A 17,562-nucleotide genomic window follows, 5' to 3' on the forward strand; every position below is an offset into this window, starting at 1 on the left:
AGTGCAAGTCTTATGGATAAAAGGAGGAGGAATGCTTTGAACATCGTTTCAACCAAACAGTTGGACCGCGCCATCGTCCACCAGTTTTTCACCAACCATTGGGGAAGTCCGCAAATGGTTGTCTCGACCGGCATCTATAACTGCAGCGAACTGGATGGATTTGCGGCTGTCGAGAATGGACAGCGGATCATCGGGCTCATTACGTTTGTGATTCGCGGAAACGAATGCGAGATCATCTCGCTAGACAGCATAATGGAAAACCGCGGCGTCGGCAGCGCCCTTTTGCATGAGGCGGAGACATGGGCGAGACAACAAGGGTGCACCACTGTTCAGCTCATTACAACGAACGACAACTTGCATGCCCTTCGTTTCTATCAAAAGCGCGGCTACCAAATCATTGGCGTCTTTCCGAACGCGGTGGACAAGGCTAGGCAAGTCAAACCAAGCATTCCACTTATGAGCCCTGACGGCATTCCGATCCGGGATGAACTGTTGCTTGTGAAATCGCTTGTCTAACAAAACGGATGAAAAATGTTAGACTTGCGGGAAGGGTGAGGGTTCCCCCTCCGTCGTCCGCTTTCATAAGGCTTGAATCAAAAAAACACAATACATTGCTTCTTAGCGATTTCTTCATGCCTTTATTCGGGAAGGGTGGCCCGATCCTTTTGGGACACCCTCTTTTCCCGAAAAACCTTGCAGCAGCATTATTTCCCATACTTCGCAATCTTTTCATTATACAAAAAACAACTCGAATATTCGCACAAAAATATTTTTTATTGTAAAAATGTTTATTCACTAAAATCTGGATTATTTTGAATCTTTATTCAGGATGCGAAATGTGAGTTGCTTATCGGCTATTCACCACAAAGTGTACTTGACAAATAAAGACGATCATGATTGAGAAAATCAAAACATCTTTTTTCCTTTTAATACCATACGTCTCTTTGAGCAACATTGTTATCATGTTTGTCTTTAAAATTCAAGTACATCTTTTGGTGATGAACCTGCTTATCTTATTATATCCATTTCCTTACAATAAAGTAAGTAGGTTGTTTTCCCAAGCCTCCTAAAGAACTATATTCAATAACAAGATCAAAACGAATGCGACCACCGAAATAATCGTCTCCATCGCCGTCCATGTCATGAGCGTTTCTTTCACCGTCATCCCAAAATACTCCTTAATCATCCAGAAGCCGGAGTCGTTGACGTGCGACAAGATCAACGAACCGGCGCCGGTCGCCAAGACGAGCAGTTCCACATTCGTTCCTGGCATCGTGGCGGCGATCGGCGCGACGATGCCGGCTGCGGTCATCATCGAGACGGTCGCTGAACCGGTCGCTACACGGATGAGAGCAGCGATGCCCCAGCCTAATAAGAGCGGCGACAGGTGCGAGTGTTTCGCTGCTTCCGCGATTTGCTCGCCGATGCCGGAGTCGAGAAGCACTTTGTTGAACGCGCCGCCCGCCCCGATGACAAGCAGGATGTTCGCGACCGGGCCAAGGCATTCATTGGCGAATTTGAGCACGTTGTCGCGGTTGAAGCCGCGCGCATAACCGAGGCTAAAGAACGAATAAACCGTAGCGATGAGCAATGCGATGATCGGATCGCCGATAAAGCGCAGCACTTTCGCTGCTTCCGACTTTTGATGAAGCGTCACGTTGGCGACAGACGCAATCAACATCAAAATGACCGGAAGCAAAACCGTAAACAGCGTATTTCCGAAGCCCGGGAGTTCCCGCGCTTCTTTATGCTGCACAAGCTGTTCGGCGATTTCCGACGGCACTTTTTTGTACAGGCGCGAACCGATCCATTTGCCATAGAGCGGCCCGGCAATCATCGCGGTCGGCAGACCGACGATAATCGAATACAGAATCGTTTTTCCGACATCCGCCTTAAAGATGCCGACTGCCGCCATCGCAGCCGGATGCGGCGGAACGAGACCGTGCACGACAGACAAACCAGCGACAAGCGGAATGCCGATCGTCACAAGCGAAATGCCTGTTTCCATGGCGATCGTAAAGACGAGTGGAATGAGCAGCACAAATCCGACTTGGAAAAAGACTGGAATCCCCACTAAGAAGGCGACGACCATCATGGCCCAATGGACGCGCTTTTGCCCAAAGCGGTCAATTAACGTTTTCGCAATGCGCTCAGCGCCGCCCGATTCAGCCATCATTTTGCCAAGCATCGTCCCAAGCGCCAAGACGATCGCTAAAAAGCCTAGCGTATTGCCCAGGCCAGCTTTAATGGAATCGATGATCCCTGGTGTTTCTGGCGACGAAGCGACAAGCGGCATCCCCATCATCAAGCCAACGCCGACGGACACTAAAATGAGCGCAACAAACGGATGCATTTTCGCTGCGGTAATGAGCAATAACAAAACAATGATAGCCGCAATGACAATGGCGATTCCCATCACGCACTCCTCCTTAGCTTTGAGATAAATCGATTTAGTATACAAAGCAAGCGGTTTCAAGCTTTCGGAGAAAAAGAGGCGGAATAAATCGATTTAGTCGCCCCTGTTATAAGGCTAAACCTATTTCGTTTCCGGCCCCTTTTCCCCACTCTGCCGCTGAAACGCAGCGATGATGTCAAACTCTTCTTTCAGCCGCTCATACAAGCGGGCATACAAGTCAAACAGTTCAGCATAAATGAGCGTATGTTCTTCCTTCGGTTCATGACGGGCTGTCGTGTCGATCCACGTTTTCACCGTTTCCAGCGACGGTAGCTCGCCTAACGCGTAAAGCGCCACCGCGGCCGCCCCTAACGCCGACGCTTCATGCGTCTGCGGCACGATGAGCGGTTTGCCCAACATATCAGAAAGCATTTGCCGCCAAAACGGCGATTTGGCAAATCCGCCTGAGACGCGGATTTCCGTCATCGGCCCCGTGACATCGCGAATGGCTAAAGCGACGGACAAAATGCTGAAGCAGACGCCTTCCATGACAGCGCGGATGAAATGCTCGCGCTTATGATGCAGCCCGAGGCCGAAAAACGTCCCACGCGCATTCGCGTTCCAATGCGGCGCACGCTCACCCGATAAAAACGGCAAAAACACAAGCCCTTCCGCCCCCAGCGGGACGCGTTCCGCGTATTTCGTCAACAAGTCATACGGATCCATGCCGAGCTTTTTCGCCACTTCCCGCTCTTGGGCGCCGAACTCGTCGCGCAACCAGCGAAGCAAAATTCCGCCGTTGTTTGTCGGACCGCCGACGACCCAATAGCCGGGCGTCAACGCGTAACAAAACGTCCGCCCTTTTTCATCCGTTGTCGGTTTTGCGGCAATCGTTCGCACTGCGCCGCTCGTCCCGATCGTAATGGCCGCTTCTCCCGGCAGCACCGCCCCGACGCCGATATTGGCGAGCACACCGTCGCTTGCCCCAATGACCAACGGCACGTCCGGAGCGACTCCCATTTTTTCCGCCCATTCTTTTTTCATTCCGGTCATGATATGAGTGGCCGGAACGAGCCGCGGCAGCTGGTCCCGGCGAATGCCGACAAGGGCGAGCCCCTCCTCGTCCCAATCGAGCGTATCGAGGCGGAACAACCCCGTCGCCGATGCCAGCGAATGGTCAGCGACATAATCGCCGTACAGGCGATGCAGCACGTAGTCTTTCACCGACACAAACCGGCGCGCTTGCCAAAATATGTCCGGCTGCTCCTCTTTCAGCCAAAGCAGTTTCGCTAGCGGCGACATCGGATGAATCGGCGTTCCCGTCCGTCGATAAATGGCAAGCCCGTTCTGCTCTTTTAATAGCCGCTCCGCTTGGGCGACGCTTCGGTTGTCGGCCCAGATGAGGAGCCGAGTCAGCGGCCGCCCCGATTCATCAAGCGCCATGATCGAGTGCATCGCCGCACTCAAACCGATCGCTTTTACCTGCTCCGGGCGGATGCCATGGCGGACTGACAATGCCCCGACAGCTTGAACGACCGCAGCGAACAGCTCCTCGGGGTCTTGTTCCGCAAACCCAGGATGCGGCTGAATGATTGGATAATCGACCGCATGAGAAGCCAGCACTTGCCCCCGCCCGCCGAACACGACCGCTTTCGTACTCGTCGTTCCGATATCAATGCCAATGACGACGTCCTCATGAATGGTCATCGTTTCTCCTCCCTTCCTCATTTCTTCTCCCGTCTGATCGATGTCCGTTCCATCAATGTCGGGGAGAAACGAAACACTTTCGGTTGATCCACCCCCTTCCGATCTATTTGCTCGAACACGCGCTCTGCCGCTTTTTTCCCCATCGCAAACGTCGGCTGGGCGATTGTGGTCAGCGCCGGCGTGTAAATATCAGCAAACGGCACATCGTCGATGTTGATGATCGCCACCTCGTCCTGCACACGAACCCCTGCGTCTTTCACAAACCGCAAAACTCCCATCAACGTCAAGTCGTTGATCGCAAACAAGGCATTGGGCCGCTTCGGTTCGGCAAATCGTTGTTTCAACACTTCCGGCAACGCATCCGGATCAGCGGCGATGATGTTCCGATCTTCAACGTCCAGCCCTCTTTTGCGCATAGCCGCCCGAAATCCTTCCAACCGCTCCATCCGCGGCACGTTGTATGGGACAAGCGGCGGGGTGACAATGGCAATCTGCTCGCGGCCATAGGAAGTGAAATAGTGAACCGCCATTTCCGCTGCACCTGCATTATCAAGCAGCACACTGTCCGCCTCCACTCCCGGCACCATCCGGTCGACAAACACAAGCGGAAACTGTTCGGCAACAAGACGGTGATAGACGTCGTCGTTTTTCCCGGTCGGAAACACGATCAGCCCGTCCACTTGTTTCGCCAGCAACATGTCAACATATTTTTTCTCCTTCTCCGGATCATCGCCGGAGTTGCAGACGATGACTTGAAACCCACGCTTTTGGCACTCTTCTTCAATGGCGTGCAGCACTTGCGTTGTCAACATATGAAGCATGTTGAACACGATCACGCCAATGGTCGCTGTCGTCTTTTGCTTCAAACTGCGGGCGATCACGTTTGGCTGATAGCCGAGCTCTTCAATCGCTTGAGCGATGCGCTTTCTTGTTTCCTCGCTCATATATTCATAGCGCTTATTCAAGTATTGTGACACTGTACTTTTTGAAACGTTGGCCAATTTCGCGACATCGGCCATCGTCACTTTTTTCAAAAGGGATCCCTCTCTCGCACTAAATCGATTTAGTTCAAAAGCGTTTTCATAAACCGGTTTAGCTTTATTATAAACCAAGTGAAAGCGGTTTACAATAGTTTTTGTTTGAAATCTAAAAATCAATGAACGGTATACGGCGGTGACAGCTTGCCGATCGAGTGATGTCATTCCGCCCGGATGTATCGCGCCAAACGGCTTCGTAGAATCACCGATATAACCTTAAACAGTAGAGGATTTTTTAAGAGCTGGCAAGCCTTTTTTATGCCATGAAGCTCTGTACTTTTTTGTTGCAGAACTCTGTACTTTCATTTTGCACTAAACATTGTTTTCTGCAAAGAAAAAATACAGAGTTTTGCAAGGAAAAGTGCAGAGAATGACAACTTGACATGGAGCCTCTGGGGGCGTGATTAAAAAGCCAGGAAGCCAGCAATATCAAGGGCTGGCTATGCCTAAAAAGGCTATCACGCCCCCCACTCCATGTCAAGTTGGCCTAAGCCAAATTCTCTGCAGATCTCTGCATTTTTATTTTGCAATAAACAGACGACCTGAAATAAGTAATGAGCGCTGTTCGGGTCCAGTTTTAAGCACCCCATTTCATCCATAATGAGAACAGTTGGCTTCACAAACATACGAAGCTTTTTTCCAGCTTTCCTTCCTGGTCGGCTCTTCTTAACTGAGTGACCAAATCATGGGCGGTAATAAAATACGTTTTATATCCTCTTACGATCGCCTCCATTCCAATCGAAATCCCCAGGTGCGTCTTTCCAATCCCCGGTGGACCGAGAAAACGGATATTCTCTTTTTGGTCAATAAAAGACAACGTAAGCAGCTCTCGAATCCGACGCTCATCCACTGAAGGCTGTGCGGCAAAATCAAACGTATCGATCGTCTTGCGATATGGCAGTTTGGACAGCTTGATGAGCGTTTGGATCGATCGTGCCTGTTTTTCGACGATTTCTGCCTCTAATAAGCGGAATAAAAACTCCGAATATGGTATATTATGAGTAGCTGCGTATTCTGCCATGGCGGACCATCGTTCCGCCATGACAGGCAAATGGAGCCGGTGGCAATACTCGTGTATTCGTTCTTTCATGAGCTTTCCCCTCGCAGGAATGCGTCATAAACGGACAATGGACGAGTATCCACTTCCACCGAAACAGGCGAAATGGTGGCCGCCATTTCCGTCTGTTTCTTTTTTATTTTTTCGGCGAATGCCATTACTTTTTTCTGTTGGTTCAAGTAAGAAATCTCCTCCCCTCGATAGTACAACCGAATATCCCCATTCAATCGCTCCTTTACCAGAATTTCTTTGCCCGCATACTCCGCCGATAAGAGCCATTGTTCCCCTTTGTAGGAGAAACTGCCATCCCAATGCACTTTCCGATAGGAAAGATAGCTCGTATCGTAATCTTTCTGCGGGAGAGGTTTCAACTGTTCCTCTGCCCACTCTTGCGGAGGAATGCCGGTAGTGGCGTTTGGCTTCCGATTCGCCACTTGATCGAGCCAGCGATGCAAAAGAAAATTCAATTCTTCGATGCTTTCAAACGATGTTCCTACATAGAAGTGATCCATAATATACTGAATGGCTCGTTCGACTTTCCCCTTTGTCTGGGCCCGGTAAGGCCGGCATACTTTTGGAATAAATCCATAGTAACTCGCAAATTCAGAAAATCGCTGATTCCATTTCACCACTCCTTGTTCCCGGCCGTCGGCAACGGTCTTCATATTGTCAAATAACACTCTCTTTGGAATCCCTCCAAAGTACTTGAAACTTTGAATCAGGCATTCCATTAAGTGCTCCTGGTCCTGGCTGGTCGTAAATACCGCGTATTTCATCCGCGAATAGCCTAACACAGCCACAAATAGCGATAACTTGACTTTTCTCCCTTCGATCACGACCTCCCCAACTTCTTTCCAATCGACTTGCATTTGTTCGCCAGGAAGCGTTTCATAACGAACGGTGTATTTCTTTTTCGCCGTCTCTCGGAAAGGCTGCATATAGTCCTTTAAAATCGTCTTTCCTCCCGTGTAGCCCTGTTGTCGAATTTCGAAAAACAATTTTTCGCTATTAAACACCCCATTCTCTAACATCCGTTTTTGAAGATATGGTTTAAATGGATCCAACTTGCTTTTTCTTGGTTTTCGCTTGAATTTGGAAGGGGGATTGGGGGAGTGAATATATTTTCGGACGGTTTTCCGATCGATCCCCAATTCCCTCGCAATATCGGAAATACTCCTTCCCCTTTCATACATCTCTTTGATCATGAAAAATTCCCCTCTCGTCATCATGAACCATAGCTCCTCTCGTTGACACTATGGTTCTATTATAAGTGGGGAATTTTATTCCGGCTATATTGGGGATTTTATCATCGGCTTTAACAGTATAGTTATCGTAAAGTAATTCTGCCGAAATAAAAACGACAATCTTTTGCAAGCATATATGAATTATACGCTTCTGCAATTGCTGCTACTGTAGCACCTGCCGCTGTCAAAGTTGCTACGATAGGTCCCCACCCAGTCGGTGATGTAATTACCGCAACCATAGTTGACGAAACACCCGTAACCCATGCTGCTTGAAATCTTATTTCAGAACCTCTAAGATTATTTACCGAATTTCTAAAGCTTTGAAGGTCTGAGCTATTATTCGAAGTTTCTATTGGATTCTTCGATTCTCCTTCACTCTGTACAACCCATATTTTTTGTGTGTAAGCATAGTATTTAAATTTACCGCTTAAGTTAGAGCCACTATCAATTAATGAGAAAGACGATGAGACCATCTGAGCAGATTGTAATTGCATAGCGCTGCTTTGAAGCTCGAGAGCTTTTGAATTTAAAACGTTGTTTTCTACTTTGCTTTTCAAATCTATCTCAACAGTTTGAAAGGAATTGTCTTTTTTGTTAAAAGTAGAGGTTCATCACCAAATTTTGTGATTTAGTGACAAAAAAGAGAAAGCACTGACGAGATCCTGGCAATAATGTTAGCGGTGAAATAAACATTAAGGAGGTCTCGTAAGTGCTTTCTATACCACTAGGATTGCCAGAATTTAAAGTGATTAAACAAGAACTTCTTTCCTATGGTTATGCGATTCATGTAGAGAAAACAGAGACACAGGAACGTTGCCCTCATTGTGGGTTTGCCACTTCCTCTGTCCACGACAGACGGACAAGAAAAGTACGGGATTTGGCGATTTTCCATCAACCGGTGTACTTGTTCATAAAGGTAAAGCGCTATCGGTGCTGGAATTGTTCTCAAGTGTTTTCCGCCTCTTTGGAATCGATTCCACCCAATCAACACTACACCAATCGATTTTGTGAGTACTTGTATGAACTTTGCGAAGGCTCCACCATTCAAGAGGTTAGCCGAAAGCACCGCATCCCATATACAACCCGAGTTCGACAGTCACTAGGCAAACAAAATGCCTCTCGCCCCTTGATGCAAAAGGGACGAGAGGCATTTGGGCATACTTCGGGCGTGTATCTAGGTGCGAGGATGGATGCCTAGGATCTTCGGAGGAGGCTCCAGCCCTAGAGCCGCAAAGAGTTGCGCTTGTTTGGTCGTCAGTTCTGTTCGTTGATAAAGGTCGCCGTTTTTTGAAGAAAAATGTCCAAGCACGAGACGTTCACATTCGTCTCTTACTTTCGGCCACGATTCATGGGTTCGGATCTCCACGATCCGAACTAACAAGAGAGCGAGCCAACTGAGTAGCACGTGCGCCCGAATGCGGTCTTCCAAGCGATGATACATAGGCCGCAATTCCAATGTGGGCTTTAATGTTCGAAAGGCCTGCTCGATATCTACGAGCTGCTTATACCCGAGCGCGACATCCTCGGCAGACAAGGTGTTATCGGATGTCCGGATGAGATATTTTCCGTCATACTTTTCGGCATCACGAACCGCCTGCTTGTCGATGCGAAGGGTTCCGTCCTTCAACTGGCGCAAGTATTTTCCATAGGAAGGATGGGAACGCAATCGGCAAGTAGCCTTATGATGAGCTTCGTTTGGGAGTTGGCGAAGCCCTTCTAACTCCTCTTTCAGCGATTCGAGCAGCTTTTCTCGCTCCTTGCGTTGGCGCTCGGCTTCGCTGGGATTGTACACGAGAACATAGCGCTGGCGCGCTTCTCCGTCGCCCACGATGATTTCTTTGATATGCAAGTTCTCGCAAACTTGTTGGTAGCGCCCGCGACGGTTCAGGGCCTCTTTGACGGCGGCTTTGCCGGACCGCATTTTTTCGCCGACAATGTAGTGTCCCCCGGCCTGTTGCAAGATTCGCAAATTCTCTTCAGACGAAAATCCGCGGTCCATCACGCTGATCACACGCCCAAGCTTCCAGCCAATCAAGTCTTGTTTCACCTGTTTGATGACCGTCATATCCATCGTATTGCCAGGCCATACCCAAGCGCGAATGGGGACTCCTTCCCGGGTAACGGCCAGTCCAATGACGATTTGGACCAAATCGGGACGCTTATCTTTGGAAAACCCCTGCTTTCGAAGCGATTCTCCTTCTGGTGTTTCGGATGGATCCACTTCGAAGTACGACGAAGTCGTATCAAAGTAAATCAAATCGACGTCCAGGTTCAATAAATCGGCCACGGCATGGAACACTTGGCGTTCCAATTCCGGCTGCACAGCCAGCAGCTCATCCATCGCCCGGTACAACTGGTGGCTGGCGACTTGGGGAAGATGAGGGATATGCACGTCTTTCTCCACCCACTCCTCCATCGCCAACTTGCTTGACGGATGAAGGGCACGATTCGCCACCATGGCAAAAATCAGCCGTTCCAACGGAATCTGATGATGTCGGGAGGCAAACAAGGAGTGGAGAATCTCTCCCAATCCCAGTTGTCTCCAGAGCTGATCCAAAAGCCAAGCGCCACCAAGGCGTTTGCTTGATTGAAACTGAAAGTCATCCGACACTTCTCCTGTCAACGTCTCGATTTCCCAAGCCTGCTCAGGAGAAAGGAATCGCGAAATGCTTTTGGCCAGACGCTCCAAGACAGCGCGATCCACCTCGTCTTCGCGCCCAAACGAATAAATCACCTTCGCTTTCGCATATTTGGCCTTCGGATCCCATTCGTTGTGAGCAAGCTGGAGATACGCCACGGTCGTTCCATCTTTGTTTTTGCGTGTTACTCGCCGTATGTACATGCCTATATTATAACCGATATTCAGCTGTTTTAAAAGTTAAAATAAACAAGTCGTGTGCCTATGAAATTCAGTGTTTTTTTCTAGGATCCGCATCGCGAAATCTTTGATATAACAGCATTTTGGCCATTTTCATTTGCCTAAAATGGCCTCAAAACTGTCGAACTCGGGCTTATCATAAGGCGGTTCGCGCCCTGTTTCCATCTGCTTCGATTGTCATCGATAAGTACCATGTGGTTCAAAAAGTGACACAAGCCTTGGATCAAGCAAGAAAGGAATTTTCTCCATTGAAAAAGGCTCGATATCTTCTCTTGAAAGGCTGTGAAAAGCTTCGTAAGGACCAACGGCTTCGATTAGACGATATCTTGGAGGAGTATCCGGCACTTTCCATTGCTTATTATCTGAAAGAGTTGTTTCGGGATTTTTACCGAACCGATGGATATCATGAAGCAAAGGAACGCTTGGAAGAATGGATTAAGTTAGCCAAACAGAGCCCTTTTGCTTCTTTTCAGAAAGCAGCCAACACGCTTGAAAGGTGGAAGGAGCCTATTCTTTCCTACTTTTTGTGCCCATATACGAATGCCCGAATTGAGGGGACGAATCACAAGATCAAAAACATCAAACGCCGGGCATATGGCTATCGAAATCTAGAACGGTTTCGTTTGCGTGTATTTCTGGAGTGTACAGGGAACACTACAGGCAGTCAGGCTGCTTAAGCGCTCCCTTCTTCCGCTATCGGTATGATAGTTGGTAGAATGGAACCCGTCAAGGAAAGCACTTGACTGTTTCCATTCTACCAACTTCGTGGTCTGTATGCGGAAGAAGGATCCTGACTGATGAACCTATTTCATCCAGCTAACATGTCTCTAGGATTGAGTAGAAATCACAGAAAATGGTGAAGACCCAAAGTAGATTTATAAATCTTCCCTGTTTGCTTATCAACAACTTGTACTACACGTTGTTGTTTATTATCTTTTATGATTTCAATATTGATGTCCTTGTTAGCATCCAAATTCTCAATTTTTTGCATCTCTAGGCTAGAATCAGTAGTCTCTGCATTAGCAAATAACGATACATTAGTTCCAAAGAAAATAAGTGCAGCAAAAAAAAATTAGAAGAAATCTTTTCATGATTATTCATCTCCTTTTGTATGAAAAACGATTTTGTTATGGGACCACATTTATCTAAAAATAATGAATCCACGTGAGACTACTTTCATGCTTAGATGGGGAACGAAATCTTCTCATGAGTGTTTTTACAAAAATCTTCATCTCATATACTCAACAGATATAACTGCTAAATACATGATAAGACCAACAACTAGTATGACAGCTAACAATTTTCTATCAGATATGTCGTTTGTAAAATTTATCTTTATAATAATTCCCAATAAAAAAGCAAGTACCGCAGTAAGGATAATAGGAAAAATTGAAATGATATTAAACGTTTTTAGAGATTCATAGTGATTAATACCCCACAATGTTACGAAATATAAACAAAAATAAAAACATGCGCTTATTATCGTAAACAATATAGCTTTTTGCATTATCCCCCCCCTCTCTGTTATCTCTATACAAGTCGACTATAAATACAACATGGCAAGTGATCGACAGGATGTAAAGCAAAATGGCAAGTTGTATAGTTCGTAAAATAATCATAACTGTAGTTGAGCAATTTTTATAACAATAATTACCATGTAAAAAGAGACAAACAGGGTACCCCTTATGCCACGTGGAGCTGTGTTTTCACGGCGTCAATAGGAATATTTTGTTTTGCTGCGCTGTAAATGAACTCCACGAGGCTATGTCCTTTTCTCTTGCGCAGGAGATCGAGCCCATCAGAAAAATCGCTGTTCGACTCGAACATACTGTACACGTAAGTCAGCTGCACCAAGATCCAGTAGCGTTTCACCGCCCGAACTTGACGAACACGGTATCCATCGAGTTTCAGCTGATCTTTCGCTTGTCGAAAAAAGCATTCGATCGACCAACGCTCGGCGTAGTAGCGCAAGATGTCTTCGTCGCTTAACTCCCGATCAGTGCTCAAGACGCAATGAAGATGTTCGGGTGTCATCGGTTGATCGGCTTTCCAAACCAGCAGCACCACCGCATCATCGAGACCGTTGAGCGCTCCTTCGCAGCGATAGACGCGATAACGCTCTTCTCCCACCGTGACGAGGCGAGTGTCGTCTGGTTCGATGGAGCGGCTCAACTGCTTCGCTTGAACGGCGATGCCGTTCGGATAGAGAATGCGGTTCGTTTTGAGCATCGCGATGACATGGAATCCTTTTTTCAGACAAGCTTCCACGAGCGCTTTCGATGGATACCAAGAATCCATCAGCACATAAACGGGACGGCGTACATCCAACGAAGAAAGCATCTCGATCGCGAGTTCTCCTTTGCTTTTTCCCGCCGTCTTATCATAAAGGCGGAAGGCAAAGGGAAACGCCTGGGTTGCAGTATGAACCATAAGCCAAACAAGAGAATGTCCCCCGATCGACTTTTTCTCTGTATGAGAATAGTGCCAATCATACCCTTGAATGGCGTTTGTTGCCGTGGCGAGGGCTTCGTTTTTTGGCAAATCGTATCGTCGATCGAAACAAAAATGGGTTGATTCTCTCGTTTCGCGCTTCGTTCGACGCGACGAAGGATCCACTGCTGGAGTTTGCGAAGCAATGTTTCTTCATCCCACGGACTTTTCGTGAAAAAATGGCTCAGTGTCGTGCGATGATTCGGGTGAAAACTCCCATGATGGAGATCGGTCAATGTTCCCGAAAAGCCCTTTGTCATCATTGCATCCACGATATGAACGAGATGCTTCATGACTGGTTTCGAGAAATAAAGTGACAACCCTAACATCGTGAAAAACTTGTGAATTCCTTGGTGATGTGCTAATCTATTCATGAGACATGAACCTCCTTGTGAATGGTTTGATGACACATCTATTCTAACCAAGGAATCGGGTTCATGTCTCCTTTTTTGTTTTGATGTAAATTTATGTTAGTGATTTTGCTCATCTACAGTTATTTAATTTTTTTACCGTTTTCTCACGAATTTAAAAACCATAAAAACAGCTAAAATAACGACACCTATAAAAAGGTAACCTAAAATAGACGTAATGGTAGTCAGCATGTCCCATTCTCCTTTTCGCTAATTGGTACCGGTATACAATGTTTGATTCTTCACACGAGCATATAAATAAATAGTCCATTCTCCACCCCAAATGCTATTGAGGGTTAGATGATATCTAGCTTCGGCTGGTAAAGTATATGTTTCTGTTTTTCTAAGAATAGAGACCAAATCTTTTTTAACAGTGTAAGGCGGAGTTATAAAATACCACCCATTATAAGCTCGCGTTATTGTGGCTAACCCAGTACTACTATATAGATGCAATTTGAAGCTTTAACATTTGCAGCATTTACCAAGCATTTGCTCGACTGTCGGGCGACCGAACAACGCCGCTTCCAGCCCCATGTATGGGTCTGTTGAAGCGGGTGGTTGTTCGGTCTTCCGTCACGCCAGGGCGTGACGGAGGCAAGCCACAGGCTTGCCTTCGACAGTCGAAAAATGGACAAACAACTTTTCCGTCAAGGATGTGTTAAACTTTTTCGTTGCCTCTATATAATATTAATATCCACATAAAAATGATAATTGACAGTTCCAGAATACCAATAAATCTTCCAAGTACTATTCCCTGTACCGATTTTATATGTAACTATTCAGCCACCTCATAAAGTGAGCTGAATATTTTTTGGTTTTCCTGTCTATGATGTGAATATTGATAGACAAGGAGGTGAATCGCATGTTGACGGTACAACAAGCTGTATTTACGGTTGAGAGTTTAATGGGCAAAGTCCAACAACAAAAACAGCTCATTCATCAACTCATTCAAGAAAATGAACATTTGCGTCAAGAAAACAAACAGCTACGCAAAGAAAATGAACAACTGAAGTATCGTGTTCAAGAGCTGGAAGCACGCACGAAAAAAAACAGCTCTAATAGCCATCTGCCCCCATCTTCCGACCGTTTTGAGAAAAAGCGTTCCTCCCGCGAGCCGTCTGGCAAAAAGCCTGGCGGACAGGAGGGACATGAGGGAACGACGCTCCGTCAAGTGGAACATCCACATCATCGTGTCGTCCATCGCGTACATACGTGTCAAGGATGCGGGTCTTCTTTGCGTGACGTAAAACCGTTCAAAGTCGATGTCCGTCAAGTGTTTGATCTGCCTCTCGTGACGATGGAAGTGACACAACATGAACGCGAAGTGAAATCATGTCCACATTGCCGATGCGTGCAACAAGCCGAGTTCCCATCACACGTCACCAATCATGTGCAATATGGTCCACGGATCACGGCGCTTGTCGTGTATTTATACAACATACAAATGATTCCATATCAACGTTTACGTGACATGATGGAAGAGCTATATCAACATCCGATCAGCACAGGAACACTTGTCAATATGGTCAAACGAGGTCGCGAAGCACTCGAACCAAACATGGACATCATCGAGGAAGCATTGCTTCAATCGGACATCTTGCATGTCGATGAAACGAGCTTGCGGATCGATGGCAAACAGGCCTGGGTTCATGTCGCCTGTACATCCGCATATACGTACTTAGCTCCTCACGCTTCTCGTGGAAAGAAAGCAACCGATGAAATCGGGATTCTTCCACGATATAAAGGAACGATGATGCATGATGCATTCGGTACATACCCGAGATACACCGAAGCCACACATGCCCTTTGTCATGCCCATCATGTACGTGGCTTGAAAGGATTCATCGAACAAGGGCATACATGGGCAAAACGGATGACCACGTTTCTATTAAATGCCAAACAAGTGGTCGAACAACATGGCGGCTTTCTTCCTGAAGAAGAAGCGAAACGTTGGGAGCGCGTGTATGATCGCATACTCGAGAAAGCCAACCATCAGTTGGAAGGGATGACACCGTTGCCGAAAAAAGCGCTCTCCTTCGTTCGGCGACTTCAAAAACGAAAGGAAGAAGCGCTGCGCTTTTTGCGTGAAGCCCACGTTCCCTTTGACAACAACCAAGCCGAACGGGATCTTCGCATGGTCAAAGTCAAAGAGAACATCTCGGGTACATTTCGTCAGGAAACGTTCGCGCAGTCGTTTTGCATCGCAAGGAGCATCGTTTCCACACTCACCAAGCACGAAAAAAACGTGTGGGACTCGTTGTGTCTTCTGTTGACAGGCGAAACGATAGATCGTGTTCTTTCCGCTACGTAGGGCATTTTCTATGACAGAAATGCCCTATTTGTGCTGGGCTACTTTACACACTAGCATCGAGGTGAATAGTTACTTTTATATGAAGCTAAAGCTGACATAATTTTGTCATTTGACCCTACCGAGAGCACAGGTTCAATACCAAGAGTCCCTAGGTACTCACCATTTTCATTATAAATTTTTTGGGCTCTTCACCACAAGTTGTACTTGATGATTTAAGATCGGTGTGCATAGCGAAAATAGAGGGTACAAAAAATGCGAATTTTCCTGTATGGTAAAGGTGACCAAACCAAACCATTGGAGGAAAATTCGCATGTACGCTCAGTTTATCAAAGAACTTATCGATTTACCAGATGTTTTGATTCAAAAGGTGCGAAAAGAAGGAGATCGTTGGATTTTCGAACTTTCTCTACCTGAACAATGCTCGGCTTGAAACGCACGATCAAAATGACAGGAAAAAAGAAGCAATGGATGCATGGCTATGCTCAACGAATCGGGATTTTTTGGATTGAACTCCCTGTCGAGCGCAGACGTTGTAGTACGTGTGGCATGACGTTCAGCACGTCTTATCCAGGAATCTCCCCTCCAAGTGTGGCAACAGACGCTTTTCAGCAATGGGTGGCGCAATCTTGCATCGGGACATCCATTCAGGCAGTAGCTCGGATGCTCAAACTCCCTTACACGACCGTGGAACGTTGGTTTTATACCCATGCCCCTTCCTTCCTATCGAATGATATCCAACCAAAGGCGGTTTGTGTCGATGAATTTGCCTTTCGAAAAGGGCATGACTACGCAGTGGCGATCATGGATGCCGAGACGGGAGAAGGGTATGCCATCGAAGCTGGAAAGAACGAGGAAGCCATCAGACGTGCGTTGGCGCATGTGTCTCGTTCTGTTCAGTATGTCGTAAGCGATTTAGCCCCAGCGATGAAAAAAGCCATTCAAGGGGGTTGCCCAGAGGCGACACACGTGGTCGATTATTTCCATGTCATTCAGCTGTTTACGGATGCTTTAGATCGTTGCCGCAAATATGTAGACAAAGGAAGCAAGAAACACGGAAATGTTCGTTACGTTTGCCGTTTATTGAGCACATGCCCAGAGAAATTGACGGAGGAAGAACGTCAAATCGTACGAGAATGGTGTAATGAAAGCGATGACTTAAAGTCGGTCTACCAATCGCTCCAACATTTTCGTTATGTGTCCAAAAGCAAAGACGAGCAACAGGCGAAACGACGTTTGGAGTCTTGGATTCATCGGTATTCGTTTTGTCCTTGTTCGGTTGTGCGCGCGATTGCAAAAGCGCTCGTCAAGCGAACAGAAGAAATCGTTTCTTGCATTTTATCCCCTTACTCGAATGGGAAAATGGAAGGAACGAACAACAAGATCAAGCTGATCAAACGTCGAGGATATGGATACAGAAATATCCAGCGTTTTGCATTACGGGTTCGGTTAGAAACGACTAACATACTTTAATGGCAGGTGCAAGTACATCTTTTGGTGATGAACCATTTTTTGTTCTTGTCGTTTTAATAAAGATAAGTCAAATTGTGTTTGTGAAGCTCTAATAAACTCATTATGTTCTTCTGCGGCTTTCACAGGTGTTTGGGAAACGACAAAAGATAATGTAGAAAATACTAAAACAAACGACAGGATCATAAAAATTTTCCTCAAAAAAAAAAGGCTATTCACCACAAAGTGTACTTGACAAATAAAGACGATCATGATTGAGAAAATCAAAACATCTTTTTTCCTTTTAATACCATACATCTCTTTGAGCAACATTGTTATCATGTTTGTCTTTAAAATTCAAGTACATCTTTTGGTGATGAACCAAAAAAAATCACTCCCCTCTAGAAATGTCCCTTTTTCGACATAAGCCCCCTAAATCCCTGCCTTAGAGTGTACTTTTTCACCGGTCTTCAAGAAGGTTAGTTATAAAGAACCCAAACCCAACACTTTAATTCAAAAAGAATCCAGTTTACCATCTTTTTCATCTCCCTTCATTCTCAATCGTTCAGCAAGAACATGTTATGGTA

Annotated in this window: 7 protein-coding genes and 6 pseudogenes; 5 read left to right on the forward strand and 8 right to left on the reverse strand. The window is 46.5% G+C overall.

Features of this window, described 5'->3' with window-relative positions:
• Positions 1-36 precede the first annotated feature (36 nt).
• The gene (locus LG52_RS07680) at positions 37-516 is read left to right on the forward strand and encodes a GNAT family N-acetyltransferase (protein ID WP_044731481.1); all 480 of its coding nucleotides are present in this window, start codon (positions 37-39) and stop codon (positions 514-516) included.
• A gap of 550 nt (positions 517-1,066) precedes the next feature.
• On the opposite strand, the gene LG52_RS07685 is transcribed toward LG52_RS07680, so the two are convergent.
• The 6 genes and pseudogenes from LG52_RS07685 to LG52_RS19715 all read right to left on the reverse strand — a co-directional run.
• Complete coding sequence (locus LG52_RS07685) at positions 1,067-2,416, reverse strand: GntP family permease (RefSeq protein ID WP_044731482.1); 1,350 nt, start codon at positions 2,414-2,416, stop codon at positions 1,067-1,069.
• A gap of 120 nt (positions 2,417-2,536) precedes the next feature.
• On the reverse strand, positions 2,537-4,102 hold the full coding sequence (locus LG52_RS07690) for a gluconokinase (RefSeq protein WP_044731483.1): 1,566 nt from the start codon (positions 4,100-4,102) through the stop codon (positions 2,537-2,539).
• A gap of 17 nt (positions 4,103-4,119) precedes the next feature.
• Positions 4,120-5,136, reverse strand: coding sequence for a LacI family DNA-binding transcriptional regulator (locus tag LG52_RS07695; protein ID WP_044731484.1), 1,017 nt, complete (start codon positions 5,134-5,136; stop codon positions 4,120-4,122).
• Between the two features lie 539 nt (positions 5,137-5,675).
• Positions 5,676-6,229, reverse strand: a pseudogene (locus LG52_RS07700) (ATP-binding protein); the annotation flags it as partial.
• Positions 6,226-7,425, reverse strand: a complete 1,200-nt coding sequence (gene istA, locus LG52_RS07705; protein ID WP_044731485.1) for an IS21 family transposase — start codon at positions 7,423-7,425, stop codon at positions 6,226-6,228. The pseudogene LG52_RS07700 and the gene istA, both read right to left, overlap by 4 nt.
• Before the next feature lie 98 nt (positions 7,426-7,523).
• Positions 7,524-8,036 (reverse strand): annotated as a pseudogene (locus LG52_RS19715) (geobacillin-26 family protein); the annotation flags it as partial.
• 113 nt (positions 8,037-8,149) lie between these two features.
• Here LG52_RS19715 and LG52_RS18875 point away from each other — a divergent pair.
• Positions 8,150-8,557 (forward strand): annotated as a pseudogene (locus LG52_RS18875) (transposase family protein); the annotation flags it as partial.
• Positions 8,558-8,614: 57 nt separating this feature from the next.
• Here the strand turns inward: LG52_RS18875 and LG52_RS07710 are convergent.
• Positions 8,615-10,282: an IS1634 family transposase gene (locus tag LG52_RS07710; RefSeq protein ID WP_044731486.1), complete on the reverse strand. Its 1,668-nt coding sequence runs from the start codon at positions 10,280-10,282 to the stop codon at positions 8,615-8,617.
• A 170-nt stretch (positions 10,283-10,452) separates the two neighbouring features.
• On the opposite strand from LG52_RS07710, the pseudogene LG52_RS07715 reads away from it, so the two are divergent.
• Positions 10,453-10,995 (forward strand): annotated as a pseudogene (locus tag LG52_RS07715) (ISL3 family transposase); the annotation flags it as partial.
• Positions 10,996-12,001: 1,006 nt separating this feature from the next.
• Here the strand turns inward: LG52_RS07715 and LG52_RS07725 are convergent.
• Positions 12,002-13,182 (reverse strand): annotated as a pseudogene (locus LG52_RS07725) (IS701 family transposase).
• Between the two features lie 898 nt (positions 13,183-14,080).
• Between LG52_RS07725 and tnpC the strand changes: the two are divergent.
• Both tnpC and LG52_RS07735 read left to right on the forward strand, forming a co-directional pair.
• Positions 14,081-15,529 (forward strand): IS66 family transposase, encoded by a 1,449-nt coding sequence (gene tnpC, locus LG52_RS07730; RefSeq protein WP_044731488.1) that lies wholly within the window; start codon positions 14,081-14,083, stop codon positions 15,527-15,529.
• A gap of 310 nt (positions 15,530-15,839) precedes the next feature.
• Positions 15,840-16,999: pseudogene (locus LG52_RS07735) on the forward strand (ISL3 family transposase).
• The last annotated feature ends 563 nt before the right edge of the window (positions 17,000-17,562 follow it).

Source organism: Geobacillus kaustophilus, from assembly GCF_000948285.1.
Taxonomy (GTDB): Bacteria; Bacillota; Bacilli; order Bacillales; family Anoxybacillaceae; genus Geobacillus; species Geobacillus thermoleovorans_A.

Excerpts from the sequence above, each read along its gene's own strand:
- LG52_RS07685 (WP_044731482.1), bottom strand. The coding sequence starts at position 2,416 with ATGGGAATCGCCATTGTCATTGCGGCTATCATTGTTTTGTTATTGCTC.
- LG52_RS07690 (WP_044731483.1), bottom strand. The coding sequence starts at position 4,102 with ATGACCATTCATGAGGACGTCGTCATTGGCATTGATATCGGAACGACG.
- istA (WP_044731485.1), bottom strand. The coding sequence starts at position 7,425 with ATGATGACGAGAGGGGAATTTTTCATGATCAAAGAGATGTATGAAAGG.
- LG52_RS07710 (WP_044731486.1), bottom strand. The coding sequence starts at position 10,282 with ATGTACATACGGCGAGTAACACGCAAAAACAAAGATGGAACGACCGTG.
- tnpC (WP_044731488.1), top strand. The coding sequence starts at position 14,081 with ATGTTGACGGTACAACAAGCTGTATTTACGGTTGAGAGTTTAATGGGC.